At 30.4% G+C, this 26,992-nt stretch carries 24 protein-coding genes; all 24 read left to right on the top strand.

The features are described from left to right. Positions 1 to 3: 3 nt before the first annotated feature. Positions 4 to 2,451: a polysaccharide biosynthesis tyrosine autokinase gene (locus tag OZP10_RS05975; protein ID WP_281633921.1), complete on the top strand. Its 2,448-nt coding sequence runs from the start codon at positions 4 to 6 to the stop codon at positions 2,449 to 2,451. A 22-nt stretch (positions 2,452 to 2,473) separates the two neighbouring features. After that, a complete protein-coding gene (locus tag OZP10_RS05970) occupies positions 2,474 to 3,445 on the top strand; it encodes an SDR family oxidoreductase (protein WP_281633920.1) in 972 nt (323 codons plus the stop codon). A gap of 28 nt (positions 3,446 to 3,473) precedes the next feature. Beyond that, entirely contained in the window at positions 3,474 to 4,865 is a 1,392-nt protein-coding gene (locus OZP10_RS05965; RefSeq protein WP_281633919.1) for a UDP-glucose 6-dehydrogenase, read from the top strand. Positions 4,866 to 4,947: 82 nt separating this feature from the next. Beyond that, positions 4,948 to 5,412 carry a UpxY family transcription antiterminator gene (locus tag OZP10_RS05960; protein WP_281633918.1) on the top strand — a complete coding sequence of 155 codons (465 nt, stop codon included), beginning with the start codon at positions 4,948 to 4,950 and terminating at the stop codon, positions 5,410 to 5,412. Positions 5,413 to 5,693: 281 nt separating this feature from the next. Beyond that, entirely contained in the window at positions 5,694 to 6,980 is a 1,287-nt protein-coding gene (locus tag OZP10_RS05955; RefSeq protein WP_281633917.1) for a nucleotide sugar dehydrogenase, read from the top strand. 31 nt (positions 6,981 to 7,011) lie between these two features. After that, positions 7,012 to 8,019 (top strand): mannose-1-phosphate guanylyltransferase, encoded by a 1,008-nt coding sequence (locus OZP10_RS05950; protein ID WP_281633916.1) that lies wholly within the window; start codon positions 7,012 to 7,014, stop codon positions 8,017 to 8,019. A gap of 18 nt (positions 8,020 to 8,037) precedes the next feature. Continuing rightward, positions 8,038 to 9,084 (top strand): dTDP-glucose 4,6-dehydratase, encoded by a 1,047-nt coding sequence (gene rfbB, locus OZP10_RS05945; RefSeq protein WP_281633915.1) that lies wholly within the window; start codon positions 8,038 to 8,040, stop codon positions 9,082 to 9,084. A 36-nt stretch (positions 9,085 to 9,120) separates the two neighbouring features. Beyond that, a complete protein-coding gene (locus tag OZP10_RS05940) occupies positions 9,121 to 11,562 on the top strand; it encodes an SLBB domain-containing protein (protein WP_281633914.1) in 2,442 nt (813 codons plus the stop codon). A 10-nt stretch (positions 11,563 to 11,572) separates the two neighbouring features. Then, positions 11,573 to 12,646: a Wzz/FepE/Etk N-terminal domain-containing protein gene (locus tag OZP10_RS05935; protein WP_281633913.1), complete on the top strand. Its 1,074-nt coding sequence runs from the start codon at positions 11,573 to 11,575 to the stop codon at positions 12,644 to 12,646. Positions 12,647 to 12,710: 64 nt separating this feature from the next. Further along, positions 12,711 to 13,835, top strand: coding sequence for a non-hydrolyzing UDP-N-acetylglucosamine 2-epimerase (gene wecB, locus OZP10_RS05930; protein ID WP_281633912.1), 1,125 nt, complete (start codon positions 12,711 to 12,713; stop codon positions 13,833 to 13,835). A gap of 1 nt (position 13,836) precedes the next feature. Next, on the top strand, positions 13,837 to 15,057 hold the full coding sequence (wecC, locus tag OZP10_RS05925) for a UDP-N-acetyl-D-mannosamine dehydrogenase (RefSeq protein ID WP_281633911.1): 1,221 nt from the start codon (positions 13,837 to 13,839) through the stop codon (positions 15,055 to 15,057). Positions 15,058 to 15,133: 76 nt separating this feature from the next. Beyond that, the gene (locus OZP10_RS05920) at positions 15,134 to 16,564 is read left to right on the top strand and encodes a lipopolysaccharide biosynthesis protein (RefSeq protein ID WP_281633910.1); all 1,431 of its coding nucleotides are present in this window, start codon (positions 15,134 to 15,136) and stop codon (positions 16,562 to 16,564) included. Further along, on the top strand, positions 16,564 to 17,646 hold the full coding sequence (locus OZP10_RS05915) for a DegT/DnrJ/EryC1/StrS family aminotransferase (RefSeq protein ID WP_281633909.1): 1,083 nt from the start codon (positions 16,564 to 16,566) through the stop codon (positions 17,644 to 17,646). Before OZP10_RS05920 ends, OZP10_RS05915 begins: the two co-directional genes overlap by 1 nt. A gap of 7 nt (positions 17,647 to 17,653) precedes the next feature. Then, positions 17,654 to 19,180: an amino acid adenylation domain-containing protein gene (locus OZP10_RS05910; RefSeq protein WP_281633908.1), complete on the top strand. Its 1,527-nt coding sequence runs from the start codon at positions 17,654 to 17,656 to the stop codon at positions 19,178 to 19,180. Continuing rightward, positions 19,180 to 20,004: a GNAT family N-acetyltransferase gene (locus OZP10_RS05905; protein WP_281633907.1), complete on the top strand. Its 825-nt coding sequence runs from the start codon at positions 19,180 to 19,182 to the stop codon at positions 20,002 to 20,004. The genes OZP10_RS05910 and OZP10_RS05905 overlap by 1 nt, the downstream gene beginning before the upstream one ends. Further along, positions 19,997 to 20,227, top strand: coding sequence for a phosphopantetheine-binding protein (locus OZP10_RS05900; RefSeq protein ID WP_281633906.1), 231 nt, complete (start codon positions 19,997 to 19,999; stop codon positions 20,225 to 20,227). Before OZP10_RS05905 ends, OZP10_RS05900 begins: the two co-directional genes overlap by 8 nt. Further along, entirely contained in the window at positions 20,227 to 21,291 is a 1,065-nt protein-coding gene (locus OZP10_RS05895; protein WP_281633905.1) for a 3-oxoacyl-ACP synthase III family protein, read from the top strand. The genes OZP10_RS05900 and OZP10_RS05895 overlap by 1 nt, the downstream gene beginning before the upstream one ends. A 16-nt stretch (positions 21,292 to 21,307) precedes the next feature. Beyond that, positions 21,308 to 21,520 carry a phosphopantetheine-binding protein gene (locus tag OZP10_RS05890; protein ID WP_281633904.1) on the top strand — a complete coding sequence of 71 codons (213 nt, stop codon included), beginning with the start codon at positions 21,308 to 21,310 and terminating at the stop codon, positions 21,518 to 21,520. Positions 21,521 to 21,535: 15 nt separating this feature from the next. Beyond that, a complete protein-coding gene (locus OZP10_RS05885) occupies positions 21,536 to 22,294 on the top strand; it encodes an SDR family NAD(P)-dependent oxidoreductase (RefSeq protein WP_281633903.1) in 759 nt (252 codons plus the stop codon). A gap of 4 nt (positions 22,295 to 22,298) precedes the next feature. Beyond that, complete coding sequence (locus OZP10_RS05880; RefSeq protein ID WP_281633902.1) at positions 22,299 to 23,048, top strand: SDR family NAD(P)-dependent oxidoreductase; 750 nt, start codon at positions 22,299 to 22,301, stop codon at positions 23,046 to 23,048. A 24-nt stretch (positions 23,049 to 23,072) separates the two neighbouring features. Then, the gene (locus tag OZP10_RS05875; RefSeq protein WP_281633901.1) at positions 23,073 to 23,687 is read left to right on the top strand and encodes an MBL fold metallo-hydrolase; all 615 of its coding nucleotides are present in this window, start codon (positions 23,073 to 23,075) and stop codon (positions 23,685 to 23,687) included. Then, positions 23,684 to 24,343 carry an acetyltransferase gene (locus OZP10_RS05870; protein WP_281633900.1) on the top strand — a complete coding sequence of 220 codons (660 nt, stop codon included), beginning with the start codon at positions 23,684 to 23,686 and terminating at the stop codon, positions 24,341 to 24,343. The genes OZP10_RS05875 and OZP10_RS05870 overlap by 4 nt, the downstream gene beginning before the upstream one ends. Before the next feature lie 3 nt (positions 24,344 to 24,346). Next, the gene (locus OZP10_RS05865) at positions 24,347 to 25,312 is read left to right on the top strand and encodes a glycosyltransferase (RefSeq protein WP_281633899.1); all 966 of its coding nucleotides are present in this window, start codon (positions 24,347 to 24,349) and stop codon (positions 25,310 to 25,312) included. A gap of 368 nt (positions 25,313 to 25,680) precedes the next feature. Continuing rightward, entirely contained in the window at positions 25,681 to 26,754 is a 1,074-nt protein-coding gene (locus OZP10_RS05860) for an EpsG family protein (RefSeq protein WP_281633898.1), read from the top strand. Positions 26,755 to 26,992: the final 238 nt, after the last annotated feature.

Genomic DNA, 26,992 nt, shown 5'->3' with positions numbered 1-26,992 from the left:
AAAATGTTAGATATTAAAGACTTTGCCATTTTTGAAAATCATTCTCATTTTGATTTTAAAGGTTTTTTGTTAAAAATTGTAGGCTATTGGAAATGGTTTCTTGCAAGTTTGATTATTGCGTTCACTATCGCTTATCAGATAAACATTCGTAAAGAGAAAATTTATGAAATGCAGACTTTGGTTTCTATTAAAGAAGAAAACAATCCTTTTTTTACTGCAAATACAAGTTTAGTCTTCAATTGGGGAGGGATTTCTGATCAAGTAAATGGTATTTCGACAATCTTACAATCGCGATCTCATAATGAATTGGTGGTAGATAAGCTTCAATTTTATACTGATTATTTAGAACAAGGAAAATATAATTTAATAGATTCATACGGAGCTGTACCATTTTATGTTGACATTGATAAAACAAAAGGACAGCTTGCAAATACATTAATTGGCATAAAGTTTTTAAGTGAAAATGAATATCAAATCCAAATTCCATTTGAAAACAGCTCAGTTTCACTGATTACTTATGGCAATAATTCTTATAGTAATACTTCTGTACAACCGATAACTTTTATAAAGAAATACAAAGTAGGTGAGAGTGTTAATCTTCCATTTTTGAATTGGAAACTTCAAATAAATGACAATCCAGGATTTTATAAAGAAAAGGAATACTTTGTTAGATTTAATGATTTTGATGGAACTGTATCTCGATATAAAAGCATAAATGTTGATACTGGAAGAAGTGGAGGATCAATATTAACTTTGTCATTACAAGGAACAAATAAGGCCAGGATGGTTGATTATTTGAATTCTACTGTAAAAATGCTTATTAAAATACAGCTTGATGGGAAAAATCAATTTGCGACAAATACTATTAGATTTATTGATAGCACACTTGTGGCAATGGAATCTCAGCTTAAACAAACAGGTAACGAATTAAAATCTTTTCAAAAAGATAAAAATGTTTACGAAATAGAAGGTGGTGGTTCTAAAGTTTCAGAGAAAATAATGGATTTCGATGTTGAAAAGGATCAGCTAACTAGAAAAATAGCTTATTATAATTCGTTAAAATCATATTTAAATAATAGTGTCGATTATTCAAGATTGCCAGCTCCTTCTGTTGCTGGAATTGAAGATCCAAATATTGTGGCAAATGTTTCTAAGCTTATTGCACTTTCTACTCAAAGATCTGAAATGGCTTATGCGGTAAAAAGCGAAAAAATATTTAAAGATTTTGACAACCAGATGGCAGCAGTAAAAAATGTTCTTCAAGAGAATATTATTAGTGCAAAAGCATCTTTATTGTATGATTTATCTTTGATAAATGCAAAAATTGGTCAGGCGGAAAGTACAGTAAGAAGACTCCCAGCCGAACAGCAGGAATTGCTAAAGATTAAAAGAAAATATGATTTAAATGATAATATTTATACAGAATTCCTTCAGAAGAGAAATGAAGCAGAAATTGTAAGAGCATCTAACCTGTCAGATATTCATTTTATTGATCCAGCAAAAGATATAGGAGAAGGTTTAATTGGTCCTAAAACCTCTGTAAATTATATAATGGCTTTGTTTTTAGGGGTTTTAATTCCGTTGTTATTTGTATTGGTAATTTTTTTCATTAACAATTCAATTCAAAATAGTGAAGATATTAGTAAGCTAACTCAGATTCCACTGCTTGGAGTTATTGGGTTTAATAAGGATTCTGGTAGTTTGGCAGTTTTGGACAAACCCAAATCGGCTCTTTCAGAAGCTTTTAGAGGGATACGTTCTTCACTTCAGTTTTTATATAAAAAACAGCAAGTTAGCGGATCAAAAACACTACTGATTACCTCTTCAATTAGTGGTGAAGGTAAAACATTCTGTTCGATTAATATTGCTACAGTTTTTGCTTTAAGTGAAAAGAAAACAGTAATTGTTGGTTTAGATTTGCGAAAACCAAGATTGGCAGATGAATTTCAAATAAAGTCGTCTTTGGGAGTTGTCAATTATTTAATTAAACAAAATAATTTGGAAGAGATAACTAATTCGACTCCAATTCCAAATTTAGATGTAATTCTTTCTGGACCAATTCCCCCAAATCCTTCGGAGTTAATTTTAAGCGATGCGATGAAAGAAATGGTTGATGAACTGAAAAAGAAATACGATTATATCATTTTAGATACTCCACCAGTTGGTTTAGTGGCAGATTCACTAGAATTAGTTCAGTTTGCAGATGTAACACTGTATATAGTAAGACAGAATTATACTAAGAAAGATATGATAACGTTGTTAAATACCAGACTTAAGCGTGGAGAGCTAAACAATGTGAGTATTGTGTTGAATGGTTATGAAAATAAAGCAAAATATGGTACGGGCTACGGATATGGATATGGTTATGGAGCTTATTCAAATGGTTATCATGAAGAGGAAGTCAAAGTTGGTTTTTGGAAATCATTTATGAATCGGTTTAAAAAAAGCTAAATTTGAATAAATGGGAAAAGAAATGAAAAGTACAATTTTGATTACAGGAGGAGCTGGATTTATCGGTTCGAATTTGACGGAGTATTTTTTAGGCTTAGGTTACAAAGTTGTTTGTTTGGACAATTTTGCTACTGGACATCGTCATAATCTGAAAGATTTTTCGAATAATCCAGATTTTAAATTGGTAGAAGGAGATATTCGAAATATGTCTGATTGTGTTATAGCGGTTCAAGGTGCTGATTATGTTTTGCATCAGGCAGCTTTAGGTTCTGTTCCAAGATCAATTAAAGATCCAATTACGACCAATGATGTAAATGTTTCTGGGTTTTTAAATATGCTTACGGCAGCGCGCGATGCCAAAGTAAAACGATTTGTATATGCAGCAAGTTCATCCACTTACGGCGACTCTCAAGGACTGCCAAAAGTTGAGGATGTTATCGGGAAACCACTATCACCTTATGCAATTACTAAATATGTAAATGAGTTATATGCAGAAATTTTCAGTAAAACTTATGGCTTAGAAACAATAGGTTTGCGTTATTTTAATGTTTTTGGAAGAAAGCAAGATCCAAATGGAGCTTACGCCGCGGTAATACCGAAATTCGTAAAACAATTTATGAATCATGAAAGTCCAGTGATCAATGGAGATGGAAATTATTCGCGTGATTTTACCTATATTGATAATGTTATTCAGATGAATGAATTAGCAATGACCTCAAAAAATCCAGAAGCGATCAATTCTGTTTATAATACTGCATTTGGAGATAGGAATACATTGAATGACTTAGTTAAATATTTAAAAGAGTACCTGTCGGAATTTGATCCAGAAATAAAAGGTATTCCAGTCATTTATGGAGAGAATAGAGCCGGAGATATTCCCCATTCATTGGCAAGTATTGAAAAAGCAAAAAAAAACCTAGGGTATAGTCCAAAGTATTCTTTGCAAGAAGGTTTAAAAGAAGCTGTTGGATGGTATTGGAATAATTTAAAATAAAATTTAAGATCAAGATAAAAGAGATCAAATGAAAATTACAAAAATTTGCTGCATTGGTGCAGGATATGTTGGTGGGCCTACCATGGCAGTTATTGCTCAAAAATGCCCGCACATTCAGGTTACAGTTGTTGATTTAAATGAACAAAGAATAGCTGATTGGAATGATCCAAATCCTGAAAATATTCCAATATATGAACCAGGCCTTTCAGAAATTGTGGCTGAAGCACGAGGAAGAAACCTGTTTTTTTCTACAAATGTTGATGAAGCAATAGACGATGCTCAAATGATATTTATCTCGGTTAATACTCCAACCAAAACTTACGGTAAAGGAAAAGGTATGGCGGCTGATTTAAAATATATCGAGTTATGTGCTAGACAGATTGCAAGAGTGGCGAAACAAAATAAAATTGTAGTTGAGAAATCAACTTTGCCAGTTAGAACGGCCGAAGCAATTAAAAGTATATTAGATAATACTGGAAATGGTGTTCAGTTTCAGATTCTTTCAAATCCTGAATTTTTAGCTGAAGGAACAGCAGTTACAGATTTATTAAATCCAGATAGAATTTTAATTGGTGGTGATACAACTCCAGAAGGAGAAGAGGCAATTAATTCATTGGTGGATGTTTATTCAAATTGGGTAAGTAAAGATCAAATTTTGACAACAAACGTTTGGTCATCAGAATTGTCAAAACTTACCGCAAATGCTTTTTTAGCGCAACGAATTTCTTCGATTAATGCAATGTCGGAATTATGTGAACAAACGGGTGCAGATGTAAGTGAAGTCGCGAGAGCAATTGGAATGGACAGCAGAATTGGTCCTAAATTCTTAAAAGCTTCAGTAGGATTTGGCGGTTCTTGTTTTCAGAAAGATATTCTAAACTTAGTTTACATAGCAAAGTCATATGGATTGAATGAAGTGGCAGATTATTGGGAACAGGTTATTATTATGAATGATCACCAAAAAAGAAGATTTTCAAATAAAATTGTTCAGACTTTGTATAATACAGTAGCTGATAAAAAAATAACTTTTTTAGGTTGGGCTTTCAAGAAAGATACAAACGATACTAGAGAATCAGCAGCAATTTATGTGGCTAATGATTTAATAAACGAACAAGCTAAAATTTCAGTTTACGATCCTAAAGTGTCTGAAAATAAAATGTTGAGTGATTTAAATTATTTGGAAACAAGATCTAGTCAAGAAAATATAAATGCATTAAATGTGTTTGAAAATGCTTATGAAGCATGTAAAGATGCTCATGCAATTGCAGTCTTAACGGAGTGGGACGAATTTACGACTTATGACTGGCAAAAGATTTATGATTCTATGCATAAGCCAGCTTTTGTTTTTGATGGAAGAAATATTTTAGATGCGAAGTTACTTGAGGCTATTGGTTTTGTATATAGAGGAATAGGGTCTTAAATTGATTTTTGTATTAAGTGAAGTGAAATGATGTAAAAATGTGAAGTAGTATTTGAGTTTTACTTCTTTAATAAATAAAAAAATGAATTGGTACGTAGTTTATACAAAACCTAAATGGGAAAAAAAAGTAGCCGATAAACTCAATCAATTGGGAGTGGAATGTTATTGTCCGCTTGTTACTCAGGTTAAACAATGGTCTGACAGAAAGAAGAAGATAGAAGTGCCACTTTTTAACTCTTACGTTTTTGTTCAATTGCCAGACTCAGAGCGAAGTTCTGTTTTTAATGTGGCAGGGGTTGTTAGGTATTTGTTTTGGCTAGGAAAACCCGCAATTGTGAAAAATGAAGAAATAGAAACAATAAAGAAAAGTCTTAAAGCTCCTAATATTAGTGATGTTTCAGTTTCTGCTATTCAAGTAGGAGATAAAATTAAAATAGAATCGGGTGTATTCAGCAATCAAAGTGGGGTGGTTCAAGAAGTTTCAAATAATTATTATACTTTGGTATTAGAAAGTTTAGGATGTATTTTGAAAATAAAATATAAATAATAGCGTTATCCTAGTAAAATTAACAGAAGAGAAAGTCTTTTTTAGATTTTTTTCTTCTGTTTTTTTTATAAAGTAATTATTTACAGCCTGATTAATAAGTGTTTGGGATTAAGTGTTTTTTTATTAACAATTAGTTTTTAAGGATTACGGGAAACCGTATTGAATAACTAGAGTTATTGTACTATATTTGCCGAAAATGATTAATTTAGGTAGCTGAGTCAGAGATTTGTGACTTGGAACGGCGAAGCCGTGAATTTTAACGACCTAAATAAATTGAAGAAATGGAATTAGAAAAAAATGTGAAAATTGCGGTTATTGGTTTAGGATATGTTGGTCTGCCTTTAGCGCGATTATTTGCAACAAAATATGAAGTTGTTGGCTTTGATATAAATGAATCGAGAGTCAATTCTTTAAAAACAGGAATCGATTCAACTTTAGAAGTTGAAGATGATATTCTGCAAAAGGTTTTAGTTGAAAAACCTAACGAAAAAGGATTGTATTGCACAACTTCAGTAGATGATATTGCAAGTTGTAATTATTATATTGTTACGGTTCCTACTCCAGTCGATAAAAATAATAGACCTGATCTGACTCCGTTATATAAATCGAGTGAGACAGTTGGCAAAGTATTGAGAAAAGGAGATATTGTGATCTATGAGTCTACAGTATATCCTGGAGTTACAGAAGAACAATGCGTTCCTGTTTTAGAACGTGTTTCTGGTTTAAAATTTAATGAAGATTTTTTTGCTGGATATTCTCCAGAAAGAATCAATCCAGGAGATAAAGAACATACTGTTGAAAAAATCCTAAAAGTTACTTCTGGTTCAACCCCGGAAATAGGATTAAAAGTTGATGCTTTATATAAATCTGTTATTGCAGCAGGAACTCATTTAGCTCCAACAATAAAAGTTGCAGAAGCAGCAAAAGTTATTGAAAACTCACAGCGAGATATTAATATTGCTTTTGTAAATGAATTGGCTAAAATATTCAATTTAATGAATATTGACACCCAAGAAGTATTAGCAGCAGCAGCGACAAAATGGAACTTTTTGCCATTTAAGCCGGGTCTTGTTGGAGGGCATTGCATTGGTGTAGATCCTTATTATTTAGCTCAAAGAGCACAAGAATTCGGATATCATCCTGAAATTATATTAGCTGGAAGACGATTAAATGATAGCATGGGAGAATATGTAGCTTCACAGATAGTGAAACTAATGATAAAAAAAGGTATTTCTGTTAATGGTGCAGAACTGTTAATGCTTGGAATTACTTTCAAAGAAAATTGTCCAGATGTACGAAATACTAAAATTGTAGATGTTGTAAAGGCATTAAAGGAATACGGAATTTTAGTTACAATATTTGATCCGCTTGCAAATACAGATGATGTAAAAAAAGAATATAATTTAGTAACATTTAACTCTATTCCAAATAATAAATTTGATGCAATAGTTCTTGGAGTTTCGCATGCTGAATTTCTAGAATTGGATTTTGCTAAATTGCAAAAAGCAAATAGTTTATTGTATGATGTAAAAGGAGTTTTAGGTACTGTAGCCGATAATAGATTATAGAGCTAAAAATCTTTTCTTAGTTTTAGAGAAAATGGAAACAAAAAAATCGATAATACATGTAGTTTTAACGGGAGGGGTTGGTAGTAGACTATGGCCTCTTTCACGAAAAAGTCAACCTAAACAATATTTAGAAATATTTGAAGGTAAATCTTTATTTGAAATGACTGTAGAACGCAATAGTCATTTAGCAGATAAAGTAATGGTGGTAGGAAATGTCGATAACCATCATCTAAGTGGCAAAGTTATGGATAAGACGAAAACTTCGTATCTAAATATTGTAGAAGCAACTCCAAGAAATACAGCGGCCGCAATTGCTTTTGCGGCTTTTGCTTCAAATCCTGAGGATATATTAATTGTTACACCTTCAGATCATATAATAGATAAAATGGAGGGATATAATAATGCGATCCAAGAAGCTATTTCTAAAGCTCAAGAAGGTTATATTGTTACTTTCGGAATTATTCCAACGAAGCCAGAGACAGGTTATGGTTATATAGAATCTAAAGGAGATAAAGTATTGTCATTTCGCGAAAAGCCAAACGAAACTACAGCGAAAGAATTCATTGCAAGAGGAAATTTTTTATGGAATAGCGGTATGTTTTGCTTCAAAGCAAGTGTGTTATTAGATGAATTAAGACAATTTCAGCCAGATGTTTATGAGAAATCTAGAACAGTTTGGGAAGCTTCAAAAGAAGGGTTTTTAGATTTAGAACTATCAATGCAAATACCATCAATAAGCATTGATTATGCTGTGATGGAAAGAAGTAAAAAAATTAAGGTAGTTCCTGCATCTTTTTCTTGGTCCGATCTTGGATCTTTTGAGTCAGTATACGAATATTTAGTATCGAAAGGACATCCTATAGATCTTAATGGGAATATGGTTATCGGCTGTGATAGTCATACAACTTTTTTAGGATTAAGAAATACTATTTTTGTACATACAGATAATGCTAATTTGATTTTGCAAAAAGAAAATTCGCAAGATGTAAAAGATATATATAATGAATTAGAAAAACAAAATTCAGATTTATTAAATTAATAAAAAGTATTAAAAAAAATGAAAAAAATTCTAATAACTGGCGGTGCTGGTTTTATTGGTTCTCATGTAGTAAGACGTTTTGTAAATAAATATCCAGAATATCAGATTTTTAATTTAGATGCATTAACTTATGCTGGGAATTTGGAAAATATAAGAGATATTGAAGACAAAGCAAATTATACTTTTGTTAAAGGAGATATAATTGATGAAATTTTTATAAATGAACTTTTCAAAAAACATGATTTTGACGGGGTTTTGCACTTAGCGGCAGAATCACATGTGGATCGTTCAATTGAAGACCCTCTTGCTTTTGTTAAGACAAATGTTATTGGTACTATGAATTTGCTAAACGCAGCTAAGAATCAATGGAAAGGAAATTTTGAAGGAAAAAAATTCTATCATATCAGTACAGATGAAGTTTACGGTTCTCTAGGTTCTACTGGGTTATTTACTGAAGAAACGCCATATGATCCAAACTCGCCATATTCAGCTTCAAAAGCTAGTTCAGATCATTTTGTCAGAGCCTACGGAGAAACTTATGGATTGCCATATGTTCTTACCAATTGTTCAAATAACTATGGGTCATATCATTTTCCTGAAAAGCTTATTCCTCTTTTTATAAATAATATTATAAATAATAAACCATTACCAGTGTATGGTGATGGAAATTATACAAGAGATTGGCTTTTTGTTGAAGATCATGCTATTGCAATAGATTTAGTTTTTCATGAAGGAAAAAATCATGAAACGTATAATATTGGAGGATTTAATGAATGGAAAAATATTGAGCTAGTTAAATTGCTGTGTAAAATTATGGACGGGAAATTAAATAGGGATAGTGGGACTTCGGAAAAACTAATTACCTATGTAAAAGATCGACCAGGTCATGATTTGCGTTATGCAATTGATGCCTCAAAAATTAATAAAGAATTAGGGTGGAAACCTTCAGTTACTTTTGAGGAAGGATTAGAAAAAACTATCAATTGGTATCTTAGTAATCAAGAATGGCTTCAAAATGTTACTTCTGGCTCTTATAAAGACTATTATCTAAAACAATACTCATAAAAAGAAAATATTTTTCAAATAATTTTTCCATATAATATGAAAAAAATAATATACGTTCTTACTCTAATTTTTGCATTAATTACTTTTAGTGCTACTGCACAAGATATAATGAAATCTAAAGATTTAAGTACTGTAAAAGTTGACTACTTATCAGACGATGATTTGGCAAAAATTAGCGCTCAGTTAAAAAGCAATAATGCAACTATAGATCAGGTTGAACCTATGGCAATTTCGAAGGGGATGAGTCAGACAGAGTTTAATAAACTTAAGGTAAAACTTAATGATTATGAAAAGAAAAATGCTAAAGGAGATATTAAAGAAAAAAATAAGGACAATAAATTAAAAACTGGAGAAAAAACGTCAGATTTTGGAAGGAAACAAGGTGAAATAAAAAATGAAAAAGTAAAAGATTCTGTAAATGCATTAATTTTTGGATCAGAGTTATTTGATAATCCTACTTTAAATTTTGAGCCAGATTTAAATTTAGCAACTCCTATTAATTACATCCTTGGTCCTGGTGATGAATTACAAGTAAGTGTTTATGGTGTTCAAGAGTATAATGCCAATATTCCTGTAAGCGTAGAAGGAAAAATAAGTATAGACTATGTAGGGCAAATCTTTGTTTCGGGCATGTCTGTTGAAGCTGCCACACAAAAAATTAAAGCAGCTATCGCTAAAGTTTACAGTACAGTTCGTTCTGGACAATCTCAAGTAAGCATTAGTTTGGGAAAAATACGTACTATAAAAGTAACAATTGTTGGAGGTAAGCAGCCAGGTAATTATTCGATTTCTTCGTTAGCGACTGTCTATAATGCTTTGCACTTAGCTGGAGGGCCTGGAAAAAATGGTAGTTATAGAAACATCGAATTGATAAGAAACAATAAAGTTTACAAGAATATTGATATTTATAGATTCTTAGTTAAAGGAGATCAATCTGATAATATTTCTTTAAAGGAAAATGACGTAATTAGAATTCCTGCTTATAGTCAAAGAGTTACCGTTGAGGGAGAAGTTAAGCGTCCTGGCATTTTTGAAATGAAAAAAGGCGAGAAGTTTTCTGATTTATTAAATTTTGCGTCTGGATTTAATGAGTTTGCTTATACAGCTTCAGTAAATGTATTACAAAAGACAGGAAAAGAATTTAAAGTTCACGATATAAACGAGAGTGAATATAATTCTTATCAACCTCAATCAGGTGATGTTTTTAGAATTACTAAGATTCTTAATCGATTTGAGAATCGTATCAAGATTGAAGGCGCTGTCTTCAGACCAGATTATTATTCTTTTACAGAAGGAATGAGAATTTCAGATCTTGTCACAAGAGCGGAAGGATTAAAGGAGGATGCTTATAGTAAAAGAGCAAGAATCATCCGTTTAAAAACAGATTTAACAACAGAAATTGTTAATGTAGACTTAGGTGCTGCTTTGTCAGGAGATTTAAATGCAGATATTGAATTAAAAAGAGAAGATATAGTTACAGTTTATTCTATTTTAGATTTTAGAGAAGAATATAAGGTTACCATAGATGGAGAAGTAAAAAATCCTGGCGAATATGAATATTTTGAAAATTTAACCTTAAATGATTTAGTAGTTCAAGTCGGAGGCTTAACTGGTTCTGCTTCAAAAAGAGTAGAAATTGCTAGAATGATTAAATCTGATGCCATAGATGATGCAGATCCTAATCGTGTTGAATTAGTTGAACTTGAAATTACTGCAGAAAATAACGAGCAAATTAAAAACTTCGTTTTAAAGCCATTTGATGTTGTAAACATTCGTAGAATGCCAGTTTATGAGAAGCCTCAGATGGTAACTGTGAGTGGAGCTGTAGGATATCCTGGAAAGTATGTTTTAGCAAATAAAAAAGAAACTGTTTATAATGTTGTAATGAGAGCGGGTGGTTTAACTTCTATAGCTAATCTAGATGGAATGAAAATTAAACGACCAATTAAACAAGAAGAAATAGAGAAATTAGAAAGTATTGATCTTAACTTAGCAAAAAATGATACATTGAAAGGCAAACTGGTTAAGAAGTTGAAAGAAGAGCAAAAGTTTTCTACAATTCCTGTTAATTGGGAAAAAATTGTAAAAGATAAAAATCATTATTCAAATGTTACCTTGTTTCCTGGTGATGAAATTGAGGTATCGGTTTATAATGAAGGTGTGAAAATAACAGGTAATGTATTACTAACATCTGAAATTCCATATAGAAAAGGCAAAGGATTTAAGTACTATCTAAATTCAGTTGGAGGTGTTGATAATAAAGGTTGGAAGAAAAAAGCGTACATAATTTATCCAAATGGAAAAGCTGCTGTGACAACATCATTTTTGTTCTTTAGATCGTATCCTACTGTTGAGCCAGACTCTCAAATTGTTGTTCCAGAGAAACCACAATCTAAGAAAATGACAGCTGGAGAATGGGTTGGAATCGGTAGTGTTGTCTCTAGTTTGGCATTGTTAATTGTTACAGCGTTTAAATAGTATTATTTTAATGGAAAAAGAATTAAAAGTTAATGATGAAATCTCACTAAGGGAATTTATTAAAAAAACAAAAGAATGGTATCAGTACTTATTTACTAAATGGAAATTTATCGCTTTAGCTGGAATATTTGGAGCCTTAATTGGATTGGCTTATTCTTTTATTAAAAAGCCTATTTATACAGCAACATTAACATTTGCTTTAGAAGATGAGAAAGCTGGCGCAGGTGGTTTAGGAGGGGCTTTAGGATTAGCTAGTTCAATCGGAATCGATCTTGGAGGTAGTGGTGGAAGCATATTCACCGGTTCAAATTTGACAGAATTATTTAAATCTCGTCGAATGGTCGAGCAAACTTTATTAACACCGGTTACTGTAAATGGTAAAGTTATCTCTTTGGCAGAGATGTATATTCAGGATAAAGAATGGAGAGACGAATGGAAGGATAATTCTAAACTTAAAAATATTTCTTTTTTGCTTGACACTAAACGTAAGTATTTTACACGAGTCCATGACAGTATTTTAGGAGTGATATATCAAGATTTGTCGAAAAATTCGTTGTCTGTAGCACAAAAAGATAAAAAGATTTCTATAATTACGATGGATATGTCTTCTAACAATGAATTATTTTCACTACGGTTTTGTGAGGTACTAGCAAAAGAAGTTGGTAAGTTTTACGTGGAGACTAAAAGCAAAAAGGCACGTCAGAATATGGAGATTCTGACGCACCAAGTTGATTCCGTTCGTGCAGAATTGAATGGGGCCATTACTGGAGTTGCAGTGGCCAATGACAATACTTTTATGCTGAATCCAGCTCTTAATGTTCGTCGTGCTCCATCGGCAAGAAGACAGGTCGATGTTCAGGCAAATACAGCTGTGCTAACAGAGTTGGTTAAGCAGGCTGAATTGTCAAAAGTAACCTTAAGGAGAGAAACTCCTTTAATCCAAGTAATAGATAGGCCAATTTTGCCGCTGAAGAAAGAAAAAACGGGAAAAATAAAGGGACTCTTTATCGGTGGAATTGTAGGTTTTTTTAGTATGATTTTTTTCTTGGCGGTAAAAAAAGTGATCAATGAATTAGATGTTTAGTAATTGATTAGATGATTTATCGCATACAGTATATTCCTGTTTTATTTTATGATATTGTTATATAATGATTAGAAATTTAGTAATATTTGGCACAAGACCTGAAGCAATTAAAATGGCTCCATTAGTTAATGAATTCAAGAAGCATATTAAAGAGTTTGATACTAGAGTTTGTGTTACAGCGCAACATAGAGAAATGTTAGATCAAGTGTTGGATTTTTTTGAGATAGAACCCTATTATGATTTAGATTTGATGAAACCAAATCAAAATTTGTATTCATTAACGGCGGATATTATAATGGGTTTAAAGCCCATTTTAGAAGATTTCAAACCAGATTATGTTTTTGTGCATGGAGACACATCTACAACCATGGCGTCAAGCATTGCTGCTTTTTATTCTGGTGCAAAAATTTGCCATGTAGAAGCTGGCTTACGTACCAATGATAAATATTCACCTTTCCCAGAAGAGATTAATAGGCAAGTTACTGGACGGTTAGCAGATTATCACTTTGCGCCAACAGAAAAATCAAGAGAAAACCTAATAAAAGAAAATGTTACAAATAAATCTATAGTAGTGACAGGTAATACTGTTATCGATGCTTTATTGGAAAGTAGTGAGATAGTAGATTCTATTAAAAATGTAGAAATTGAAAAATTAAAAACAATTATAGATTTTGAAAAAAAACTAGTCTTGGTTACTGGGCATCGTAGAGAAAATCATGGAGATGGATTTATAAATATTTGTGAAGCATTAAAAGAAATTGCTAAAGACAATATTGATGTTCAAATTATTTACCCAGTCCATTTGAATCCAAATGTTAAGGGGCCGGTTTATGAAATATTATCAGACATAGAAAATGTTAAATTAATTGAACCATTGGCTTATCCGGCTTTTGTTTGGTTAATGAATCAATCATATTTAATTATAACTGATTCTGGGGGTGTTCAAGAAGAGGCACCTAGTTTAGGAAAACCTGTATTGGTTATGAGAGATACAACTGAACGTCCTGAAGCTGTTGATGCAGGAACAGTTATTTTAGTTGGAGCCAATAAAGATAGAATTGTACGAGAATGTAATAATTTGTTGCGTTCCCAGTCAGAATATATGGAAATGAGTGCTTTGCATAATCCATATGGAAGCGGGGATGCTAGCAAGCAAATAGTAGAATATATAATTTCTTTAAATAAATAGTATGAATAATGAAAATGTAGTAATGATTGGCTTAGGATATATTGGATTGCCAACAGCAGCTTTAATTGCAAATAACAATATTCATGTTCATGGAGTTGATATAAATTCAGATGTTGTAGATACAATAAATGCAGGAAAAATTCATATAGTTGAACCAAGTCTTGATGAAGCGGTAGCTAGAGCAGTTTCCAATGGTTTCTTGAAAGCTTCGTGCACACCTATTTTAGCTGATACATATATAATAGTAGTGCCAACGCCTTTTAAAGCTAAAAATGAGCCTGATATTTCATTTGTGACAGCTGCTACAATTGGAATTATACCTTTGTTGAAAGAAGGAGATTTGTACATAATAGAGTCAACTTCACCAATAGGAACTACTGAAAAAATGATGAATTTAATTCATAGTCAGCGACCTGAATTAAAAGATAAACTACATATTGCTTATTGTCCTGAACGTGTTCTACCCGGCAATGTAATGTATGAGTTAGTGAATAATGATCGAGTTATAGGGGGTGTTAATGACATCTCAACAGAAAAGGCAGTATCGTTTTATAGACAATTTGTTAAAGGAGAGTTGCATAAGACTAATGCAAGAACAGCTGAAATGTGTAAATTAACAGAGAATTCTTCGCGAGATGTTCAAATTGCCTTCGCTAATGAGTTGTCTTTGATTTGTGATAAAGCAGATATTAATGTATGGGAACTAATCAGATTAGCAAATAAACATCCAAGAGTAAACATTTTACAGCCAGGTTGCGGTGTCGGTGGTCATTGTATCGCTGTAGATCCTTATTTTATTGTTGCTGATTATCCATTAGAGTCTCAGATTATTGGTAAAGCTAGAGAAATTAATAATTATAAATCTTTTTGGTGCGCTGAGAAAGTAAAATCAGCAAAACTTGATTTTCAATTGAAACATGGTAAAAAAGCTAGTGTAGCTATTATGGGATTAGCTTTTAAGCCAAATATCGATGATTTAAGAGAATCGCCTGCTAAGTACATAGCTCAAAAAATATTACAAGATTCACATGATGATATTTGTTTTATAGTAGAACCAAATATAAATAATCATAAAGTTTTTAAATTAACACCTTTCGAGGAAGCAATTAAAAAAGCTGATATTATTGTCTTTTTGGTAGCTCATAATGAATTTAAAAATTTATCTATAGATGATTCGAAAATTGTAATTGATTTTTGTGGTGTTTTAGATTCGAAAATTTAATTTTAAATCTTGACATCTAAACAGAAAAATATTATAAAAAATCTGAGTCTATATACTTAAATAAATTATAAAATTAGTGTCTTTAAAAAAACAAGTTCTCTCTGGATTTTTTTGGTCTTTTTTGCAGCAATTTTCGACGCAACTCCTTACTTTTTTAGTGCAATTAATTTTTGCACGTATTCTATTGCCCTCTGAATTTGGACTGATAGGTATGTTAACAGTATTTATTGGAATTGGGACAGCATTATTTGAAGGGGGCATGACTAGTTCGCTAATAAGGGTTTCAGAGGTTGATACAAGGGATTATTCAACTGTTTTTTTCTTTAATCTTGGAGTTAGCATATTGATATATTTGCTTTTTTTTCTTGCAGCGCCTTATATAGCATTATTTTATAGGCAGCCAATGCTTTCAGATATAGCTAGAATTTACGGGTTTTCGTTTGTTTTTTTAGCTTTTGGAACTGTTCAAAATACAATTTTGACAAAGGAAATGAAGTTTAAAAGGCAAGCTTTAATTACTTTTCCTGCATTGCTGATTGGTAGTATTCTTGGAATAGTGTTTGCCTATAATGGTTTTGGCGTTTGGTCTTTGGTGTATTCGATGCTGACAACAAATTTATTAACTTCCTTTTTTTTGTGGTTTTCCTCAGATTGGCGACCGCAGTTTGTTTTTGACATTGATAAATTCAGATTGCATTTTTATTTTGGATATAAAATGACGCTTTCTTCGCTTTTAGATACTATTTTCACTAATATATATCAAATAATAATAGGAAGAGTATATAGTCCAGTATTGGTAGGTTATTATACGAGAGCCAATTCCTTAATGATGTTGCCCGTTGGCAATGTTTCGGCGGTATTAAATAAAATTGTTTTTCCGTTGTTTGCTAAGGTGCAGGATGATATTAGTGGCTTAAGAGCTGCTTATAAGAAAATTATGTTGATTGTGTTATTTATTATTACACCTATTATAGTGTTGATGGCATTATTAGCTGATCAGTTAGTTGTTTTTTTGTTTACTGAAAAATGGCTGCCAATTGTTCCAATTTTTCAAATTATTTGCTTATCAGGAATTTTATACCCTTTACATCTCTATAATTTGATGATTCTTCAAGTAAAGGGAAGAAGTGATTTATTTTTGAGATTGGAAATTATTAAGAAGGTTATATTTGTTTTAATAATTGTAATTTCAATTTTTTTTGGATTTACATCTTTAATGATTGGGTATGTTATTGCTTCGATATTAGCTCTCTTTATTAATACCCATTATGCAGGTTCGATGATTGATTATACAATGAAGCAACAATTGTTGGATATTCTTCCCATATTTATAATTTCAATTTGTATGGGAGTAGTTGTTTTTTTTGTAAACAATAATTTGATAGCGTATAATAATATATCAAGGCTTATAATTTCTAGTATTGTAGGCATTGTAATTTATATATCTTTAGCATTTATATTTAAATTTCAAAGTATAAATGACGTTAAAAACATAATGAAGAAATAATGATACCGGTTACAAGACCTTTTTTACCACCCCAAGAAGAATACCAACAATTAATCGATGGTATTTGGAAACGACAATGGCTGACCAATATGGGGCCATTAGCAAGTGAGCTTGAAATGAATATTAAAGAATACCTTGCTGTAAATCATTTATTATTTGTTACGAATGGTACAGTAGCATTGCAAATGGCTATTAAAGCTTTAGAAATTACTGGAGAAATAATAACAACACCCTTTTCGTTTGTTGCTACTACTTCTTGTATTGTTTGGGAAGGATGTACTCCTGTTTTTGTTGATATAGATGAGAAAACATTGAATATCGATGCTTCAAAAATAGAAAGCGCAATAACTGAAAAAACGCAAGCAATTTTGGCCACACACGTTTATGGCAATCCTTGCGATGTGGTTGCTATTGAAAATATTGCAAAAAAGCATAATTTAAAAGTAATCTACGATGGTGCTCATGCTTTTGGAGTACAAATTAATGGGAAATCTATTTTCGAATTCGGTGATATTACGACATGTTCTCTTCATGCAACAAAATTATATCATTCTATTGAAGGTGGTTTAATTGTAACGAAATGTGCAAATTTACTTAAAAAACTTGCCTATATCCGTAATTTTGGGATTTCTGGTTTTGATAGCTTTTCTGAATTAGGAATAAATGGAAAGAATTCAGAATTTCATGCGGCAATGGGGCTAGTGAATTTAAATCATATTGAAAATATCCGTAACAATAGGAAATCAATAGTGTCAAGATATAATGAGAAACTGGAAACATTAAAAGCTTATCGACCAGTTTGGCATAATGATTCTGAGCAAAATTTCGCATATTATTGCGTAGTACTGGAGAGTGAAGAATTATTACTCAAAATTAAATCAGTTCTTGACAGTAATGAAATATTTACTAGACGTTATTTTTATCCTTCTTTAGCAAGTGCTTTGCCCTATATTGAGCCAAAAAAAATTAACATAACTGACAATATTTCGAAACGAGTTTTGTGTTTGCCATTATATTATGATTTAACTATAGAAGAGGTAGATCTGATTTGTAGATTAATTTTAAGAGTTCAAAATAATTAAAGTAATAATGATGATTAAAAATGTAATAGAATATTTTGTTGAAACTGTAAAGAAATGTGGAGATAAAATAGCAGTAGTTGAAGGAGAAAAAAAAATAACTTTTTCTAGCTTAGATAAGAAAGCACAGATTTTAGGAAATCAAATAGTAAATTTGGTAAACGATGTAAATAAACCAATTGCAGTATTTCTTCCAAAAAATATTGATAGTGTTATTTCTGATATGTCAATTACATTTAGTGGAAATATCTATATGAATTTAGATATAAAAACTCCGATGGAAAGAATAAATAATATTATTTCCTTGATAGAGCCACAACTTATTATGACAAATTCTGCATATGTTAAAAATTTAGAAAATCTTGGACTTTCTCAAAAAATACTAAATATTGATACGATTGATTTTGAAGCAAATATTGATGATAGTGATTTTTTACTAAATAGGCTTTCAACATTAATTGATACAGATCCTTATTGTATTATTAATACATCTGGATCTACAGGAACTCCAAAAGGAGTAGTTCTTAATCATAAGAGTTTCGTTGATTTTACAGAATGGTCTATTGATACTTTTAAGTTTACAGATGATGAAATAATTGGATCTTTATCGCCACTTGTTTTTGATATTTATAGTTATGAATTATGTATGTTAATGTCAAAAGGTAGTACAATAGTGTTGATACCTGACAGTTTAGCCGCTTTTCCAATCAAAATTTTAGAAATTTTGGAAAAAGAGAAAACAACATTTCTTTTTTGGGTGCCAACTATTATGGTAAACATAGCCAATATGTCGCTTTTAGAAAATATTAAACTACCATCTTTAAAAACGGTATGGTTTGCCGGCGAAGTATTCCCAACAAAGCAATTTAATTATTGGAAAAATAATTTGAAGGAGTGTTTGTTTGCCAATTTATATGGACCTATAGAAATTACATTAGATTGTACTTATTTTATTGTTGATCGCGATGTTCCTGACAACGAACCATTACCAATTGGTTTTGCATGTAGAAATACAGACGTTTTGATTCTCGATGAAGATAGATTAGTAACAAAAGGAGAAGAAGGAGAATTATGTGTTAGAGGTACATCTCTTGCAATGGGATATTACAATAATCCTGAAAAAACAGCATTAGCTTTCGTTCAAAATCCTCTTAATAAATCGTATCCAGAAATCATTTACAGAACTGGAGATATTGTTTCTGTTAACGAAAGAGATGAAATCATATTTAAGGGACGAAAAGATAGTCTTATTAAACATTTAGGGTATAGAATTGAATTAGGAGAAATTGAGCATGTCATTGTTAATACTTTGAAAATTGCTAAGAATGGTTGTGTTGTGTACAATGTAAATAAAAAGGAAATTACTCTTTTTTATGAAGCGGATAAAGAGATTTCAATAGTAGAATTTAGAAAATTGCTTTCCAATGAAATTCCTAAATATATGATTCCTACTGTTTATATATTTATGGAAGAGTTACCTAGAAATACCAATGGGAAAATTGATCGTCTTTTGTTGAAAAATAAGATTAATGAGTAATGAAAAGCGTAGATGATTTTAATGAAATTAGTAATGCTCTAATTAAAATTAAAAATTATAAGAAAAAGCTAATTACTAATTTTTATCCTAATCGCGAGAAAATTGATATATGGATATCTAATGGTAATTTCTATATAATAGATCAAGGAGAAGTGACGTACTTTATTTATAAAAAAGCAAGTCATTGTACTTTGTTCTTTATAGCTTCTTCTAATGAACAATTAAGTAAATCACTTCCTAATCTTATTAGGGAATTTCAGGATGAAATTTTGATTTTGGATATTGTTCAACGTGAAGAAACTTCGGAATTATTGGATATTTTCTATAAGCATTCATTTCATTATTATACATCACTCGTTAGAATGAATAGAATAAGTGGTGGAAAGGATTTTTTATCAGATAAAGTGGAGGGAATTAAAGAAGCCTCAAAGGATCATTTGTTTTCAATTCAAAATTTGTTTAATGCTTTTTTCGATGAAAAGGCAGAGCAATTGCCAGAGAAGGATGAATTGATAAGATGGATTGAAAATAAAAATATCTTGGTATATGAAGAAAACAATACCTTAGGAGGGTTCTTAATATATGAAATTACAGGAAGTACATTGTATTTAAGATATTGGTTTGTTCATCCAGATTTCAGAGAGAAAAAAATTGGCTCTAAACTTTTTAATTTTTTTGAAAGTAAAGGGAAAGACACAAATAGGCATATTTTCTGGGTAATTAAGAGTAACGAAAATGCCATAAAGAGATACAAACATTATGGGTTTGTTGAAGAAAAAATGTATAATTTTATACTAAGTAATAAAACGATTAGCTATGAATAATAAAATAATTTCAATACTAAATGATATAAGACCAGAGTTTGATTTTAATGAACCTGTTGAAAACTTTATTGAAGCAGGAATGTTAGATTCATTTGATTTGGTGACTTTGGTAACAAGTTTAGATGAAACTTTTGATATATCAATAGATGGTGTAGATATATTGCCAGAAAATTTTTCAAATATTGATAGTATTTCTAGTCTATTAAGTAAATACATCAAGTAATGAATCTGTACTTCAAAGACAAAGAAATTACAGGAATGTTGGTGGTGATGCCCTCGAGAGAAATTCATTTTGAGGATGAGATGGAAAATTACAACTTTTCTACAGCAAAATCATTAAAATTAAAGGCTGCTCTTGGGTTGAATAAAAGAAGAATTGCACCAGAAGGAATCTGTTCATCTGATTTAGCTATTAAAGGCTTGGATTATCTTTTTTCTACAGGAAAATTAAAAAAAGAAGATATTGATGCATTGATTTTTGTCACACAGTCGCCAGATTATATAATGCCTCCAACAAGTAATGTTATTCAGGGACATTTTAATTTAAAACAGGATATGATTTGCTTGGATATTAATCAAGGATGTGCCGGTTTTATTATTGGGCTGAATCAAGCTTTTATGTTGTTGGAACAGCCTTCAATTTCTAAAATTGTTGTTGTAAATGCAGATGTTTTAAGTACCAAAGTTTCAAAAAGAGATCGAAATAGTAATCCGTTAATAGGCGATGCAGCTTCAATTACAATTGTAGAAAAATCGTCCCAGAAAACTGAAATTTTTGGTACAATAAAAATGGATGGATCTGGGGCATTTGCTTTACAAATTCCTGCAGGAGGAGCAAAATTGCCAATTTCAAGTGAAACTTCAGTGTTATATGAAGATGCCAGTGGTAATTTTAGAAGCAAAGAAAATTTAGTAATGAAAGGTGATGATGTTTTTAATTTTGTTCAAGCAGAGGTTCCGCCAATGATTGAATCTTTATTAGAAATGGCAAAAACAGACAAGAATGCTGTTGATTACTATTTATTTCATCAGCCAAATAAATTTATGCTTAATAAAGTTGCCGATAAAATTGGGGTTGCCAGAGAAAAAATGCCCGCGAATGTAGTGGAAAATTTTGGTAATTCTAGCGGTGTTACAGTTCCTGTAGTAACATGTTTTAATATATCGGAACAGATTAAAGAAAATCGATTAAAAGTTTGTTTTTCTGGTTTCGGTGTAGGTTTAACTTGGGCTTCTCTATTAATGGATGTAGGTCCCTTATCTTTTTGTGAAATAATAGAATATTAAAAAAAAATAAAATAAAATGGAAGATTTTTTAGAAAAAATGGCTGAATTGTTAGAAGAAGACACTGTACAATTAACTGATACAATTGTTGATTTTGATGCATGGGATTCATTAACAAGTTTATCAATAATAGCTTATTCAGGAGAAGAATTTCAAAAAACTATTACAGCTGCAGAAATTGTTGAAGCTAAAACTATTGGTGGTTTATACGAATTACTAACAAATAATTAAATCAATCAATCAAGAGTGTATAATCCGATCTCATTATTAGGTAAAAAATATATTATTACGGGAGCTTCATCAGGAATTGGTAGAGCAACAAGTATAGTATTATCTAAATTAGGGGCAACTTTAATTTTGATAGATTTGAACGAAAAAGGCCTGTATGAAACGGCTGAAATTTGTGAGAATAGTACAAAAATTCTAGCTCTTGATTTGTTGGACTCGAATGAGTTAAAAGCAAAAATTTTTAATGCGGTATCAGAGGTAGGTAAAGTTAATGGTTTTGTGCATTTGGCAGGCAGGCCTTATTTGTCTCCTTTAAAATCACTTAATGATAAAATACTTCTTGATGTATTAAAACTTAATTCAATTGCTGGTTTAGAATTAGCCAAAATTTGTAGTAATAAGTCAGTTTTTACTGGAGAATCAGGATCATTTATTTTTATCTCATCCGTATATGGTTGTGTTGGATCAGCAGCTAATGTTGGATATGCGATGTCAAAATCGGCTTTACACGGAATAACAAAGTCACTTGCAATTGAGCTGGCGTCTAAAAACATAAGAGTAAATTGTGTTGCGCCAGGATTTGTGAAAACAAATATGTTAGATTCAATTAGTGGTTCTTTTAATTCTGAATACGATGAATTAATTAATAGACTTCATCCTTTAGGACTTGGAAATGCAGAAGATGTGGCAAATGCTATTGCTTTTTTAGTGTCAGATATGGCTAAATGGATTACGGGTTCAATAATAAATGTAGATGGTGGATTTACAGCCCAATAATATTATGGAGAAAAAGCAATTCGTTCTAATAACAGGTGCAACGTCTGGAATTGGTAAAAAAATCGCAGTTAAACTTTCTAATGATTATAATGTAGTTTTGCATGGTCGAAATTTAGAAAAGTTAAATGAAGTTGAAAGTTTATGTGCAAAAAAAAATTCTACTCTTACATGGTTATGTAATTTGGAAGAAATTGAAGAAGTTGAAGATTCATTAAAACTTTTTTTGCTAAACAATTCTATTGAAGTTATAAAATTTGTGCATTGTGCAGGTATTATGAAAATGGCTCCTTTAAAAATGTCAAATTTAAACGTTTTGAAAAGCACATTTAATGTTAATGTTTTTGCGGCAAGCCTTATCTCTACTATTCTTATAAATAAGAAATTAAATAATAGTTCTTTGAACTGTGCAATTTTTATATCAAGTAATATTAGTAATTACGGTGCTAAAGCAATGGGTGCCTATGGTGCATCAAAATCAGCATTAGATGGTTTAATGAGATCATTAGCTGTTGAATTGGCACCAAAAGTTCGTGTTAATTCTGTTCTTCCAGGTGCTGTGGAAACTGAGATGACAAAAGATATTTTAGGAAATGAAGAATTAAAACAAAGAATGTTATCTGTTTATCCATTAGGAATTGGTTCAACGAATGATATTTTTCAAGCAGTTTCATTTTTACTTTCTGAAAATGCAAGATGGATTACAGGCCAACAAATAACTGTTGATGGGGGCAGAACAATAAATATTTCAGGTTAAATTAAAATGGAGATACTGATTAAAATGATTAAGAATCATCCTATTGATTCTAATTGTTTTGTAATTTATAATGATTTGAATTCAAATTGCATTGTTGTTGATCCTGGAACAGAAGATTGCAAAGAATTATTATCTTTCTTACAAGAGAATAATTTAGTTCCTCAAAATATTATATTAACTCACGAGCATTTTGATCACATTTGGGGAGTTAATAAATTAATAAAGATATTTAATTGTGCAATAGTATGCACAGAAAAGTGTTTAGGCAACATAATTAATAAAAAGAAAAACCTGTCTGTATTTTATGATCAGGTAGGCTTTGAAATTCTTGCAAAAAATAATATTATCCTAGTTTCTAATAATGACCTAAAACTTGGAAATTATGTATTCAAATTTAAAGAAACACCTGGGCATTCAGAAGGCTCTGTTTCTTTTTGGATTGATAAATATCTTTTTATGGGAGATGTTTTTATTAAAGGCATTAAAACAGTTACAAAATTACCTGGAGGCAGTAAAAAGCAATTAACAGAAACAATTTACGAGCTTAGTGAATTGTTTAGTAATGATAAAATGATGGTATATCCAGGTCATGGAGAAGTAATGGCTTTTAATGAAATTGATTTTAGTAAAGTTTTATGAAAAAAATTGTAATTATTGGTACAGGGGCAGTTGCTGCTGAATTAACTTCATATATAGAAGATAATAATAAATATGTTGATTCTCAATCTCAGATTGATTTGCTGGGATATATTGATTACGACTATAATATTGAAAAGTATTGGAAAAAATACAATCTTCAAAAACCTGTTCTTGGAGATATCGATACCTACAATTTTGAGAATGGAATTGAAGTTTTGATAGGAATATCGGATATTAAGTTTAGAAATGAAATTATTTCTAAATTGGAAATTAAAGGTGCTGTGTTTTTTCAATTTATACACCATTCAGTAATTATACCTGATAATATTGAATTGGGAAAAGGAAATATTATTTATCCGTTTTGTATTGTTGGTCCTAATATAAAAATTGGAGATTTTAATATGATTACTTCTTACAGTTTCATTAGTCATGATTGTGTAATTGGTAATGGTAATTTTTTCTCCACCGCTGGTATTGCTGGAAGAGTTTCAATAGGGAGTAATAATTTTTTTGGAATTAGATCAACTGTAATACCTCACGTCACAGTAGGAAATAGTAATACAATACAAGCAGGCATGGTAGTAGATAAATCAATTAAGGATGAAACTACGATTTTTTATAGATATAAAGAAAGCATAATAGCTATACCTAAGTAAAAAATGGATCAAGAAAATTTACCATTAGTAACAGTTATTTGTACCACCTACAATCATGAAAATTATATTAGAGCATGTTTGGATGGGTTTATCATGCAACAAACCAATTTTTCTGTAGAGGTAATTGTTCATGACGATGCATCTACTGATAGTACAGCACAAATAGTGAAAGAATATGAATCTAAATACCCTCACTTATTTAATAATATTTATCAAACTGAAAATCTATACTCAAAAAAAGACTGTTCAGTGGAAAATGTTATTTTCAGTGCTCCTCGAGGGAAATATATTGCTCTTTGTGAGGGTGATGATTTTTGGACAGATCCTTCTAAATTGCAAAAGCAAGTAGATTTTTTGGTAAAAAATGACGAATTTGGTTTAGTGCACCATGAAGCTGATTATTTTTTTGAGAAAAACGGGGAATTAGTTAAGAATTATCATCAAAAAAATAAAATAAACCCATCTAGTGATTTTGTTTTCGAAGAGTTATTAAGATACAATAACATATATACGCCTACAGTAATGTTCAAAAAAAGCTTGCTAAAGAATTTTATGGATATTGAAGTAAATGTAAGAAGTAAGTTTTTGATGGGAGATTATGTTATGTGGTTGGAGTTTTCAAAACATTGTAAATTTAAATACTTTCCTGAATCTATGGCCACATATAGAGTTTTAGAAAATTCGGCAAGCAAGAGTACATCTTATGAAAAAGATATGCTTTTTCTAAATTCCTATTATGATATTAGACATTTTTTCATTAATAGATATACCTCCAAGAATATCACTTATGATATAATTGAGCAATCTAGGTTTTCTGCTAGTATTAGTTGTGCAATCAAATACCAAGAAAACAAAGCTGCTCGTTTTTTTGCTTCAAAACTTAAATTAAATAATTGGAGAGTTTTATTAAAGCGTATTTTAGTTTTTAGCCCTACTCTTTTTAGACATATTCAAAAAAAGAATTTTTAGATGAATTGAAATATTATAAAAATTGTATTTATTAATTGAATGCACCTAATAATAAAAGAAAAACTAGAAGTTTAATTCATTGCAATTTAATTGATTAAGTTTATTAGATACTTTGTTCTCTTCTACATGTTTCTTTATGGAATTAATTTCTAAATCAAAAAAAATTTCTGACGACATTTGATTTGAAATCAAAGTATAGTAAAAAGAAGATGTAATTTTAAAAAGCCATATTTTATTTTAACATAGCTGTTATTTGTTTGCATTGTTTAAGTACTATTTTTAGATATTTTAAAAATTTCTAATCATTATTTTCTTCAAATGTTATACCTAATAGTTTAACTTACATATCTTCAAAACAGTATTTTTCAATGATTATTTATTTTTTAATGGCATTTATAACAGTGATTTTGACTATAATCGTAGAAAAGAAGTATCAAATATTTTTTTCTTTGGTTATAATAGTAATTATGTTTTTAATTTGCGGTTTGAGAGGTGCTAATGTTGGAATTGACACCATCGAGTATGTTGATTCTTTTCGAACTGGAATTGACAGCTATTTCACAGATTCCAATGAGATATTATTTCCTTTCACTTATACTATAGTACATTTTTTTTTAGATTCATGGGTCATTTGGTTATTATTTGTATCGTCACTTATATACATGCCTTTGTTTTTTGTGTTAAAAAATGAGTCGCCAAACCCTCTTTTTTCTACATTAATTTTCATGGTCTCAGTTTCTCATTTTTTTCCTGAAAGCATGAACATAATTAGGCAATCAATAGCAACAATTTTTATTTTGGGAGCTTATTGTTATTGGAATAATGAAAAGAAGTTTATATCATTAATTTTACTATTAATTGCTGTTTTATTTCATACAACTAGTATAATTGCTTTACCATTTCTATTCTTAAAGAATTTAAGATTGAACAATAATTTAATAGTTCTTTCTTTATTTTTAGTAACGTTATTAGGACTAACTGGTTTTTATGGTTTTATTAATGACTTTATTTTAGATATGAGTGGTCTTAATGATAATATTTATAGTGGCACAATTGTAAGATACTCAAATTATGGTACTGGAGAGGGTTCCAATTTGTATGGATACATTTTTTCAATTGTCCCATTTTCAATTCTTTGTTATATTACAAAGCCTATTTCTGATCAAGACAATGAATACAGGTTTTATTTTAATATATTATTTTTTGGTACTATTCTATATAATTTAATTTCAACTATCGAATATTCATTCAGGATGGTATATGGTTTAATGATAATACAAATACTTGTTATACCTTATGCATACAAATTTGGAAAACGCAATAGACGGATTCTGATAATTATTTATACGGGTATTATAACTATATTTCATTTTGTATACATTTTTTCCAGGAGCAAAGAAATTATTGGCTCAATAGTTCCTTATCATTTTTTTTGGGAATAATTTATTTTTTGCAAACCAATTAATAAAAGAGAATAGCCATTTCTTTTTTTAATTATATTTTGAACTTTATAGATAGTTTTCAAGTTTTAAATGAAATTTAAATTAACTAAGTCTTTTTGAGCTTATTTTACTGTAAGCTTATTTAAATAAATAGCTTTATAATAAACATTGTATAAAAAATGGAATTCAATATGGTAGTTAAAGTTAAAAATATTTTTGTTTACTTTTTTATGCATAA

The sequence above is a fragment of the Flavobacterium luteolum genome (genome assembly GCF_027111275.1).
GTDB classification, from domain to species: Bacteria; Bacteroidota; Bacteroidia; order Flavobacteriales; family Flavobacteriaceae; genus Flavobacterium; species Flavobacterium luteolum.
Note: the sequence above shows the minus strand (reverse complement) of the source record. Positions and strands in the feature narration are given on the sequence as shown.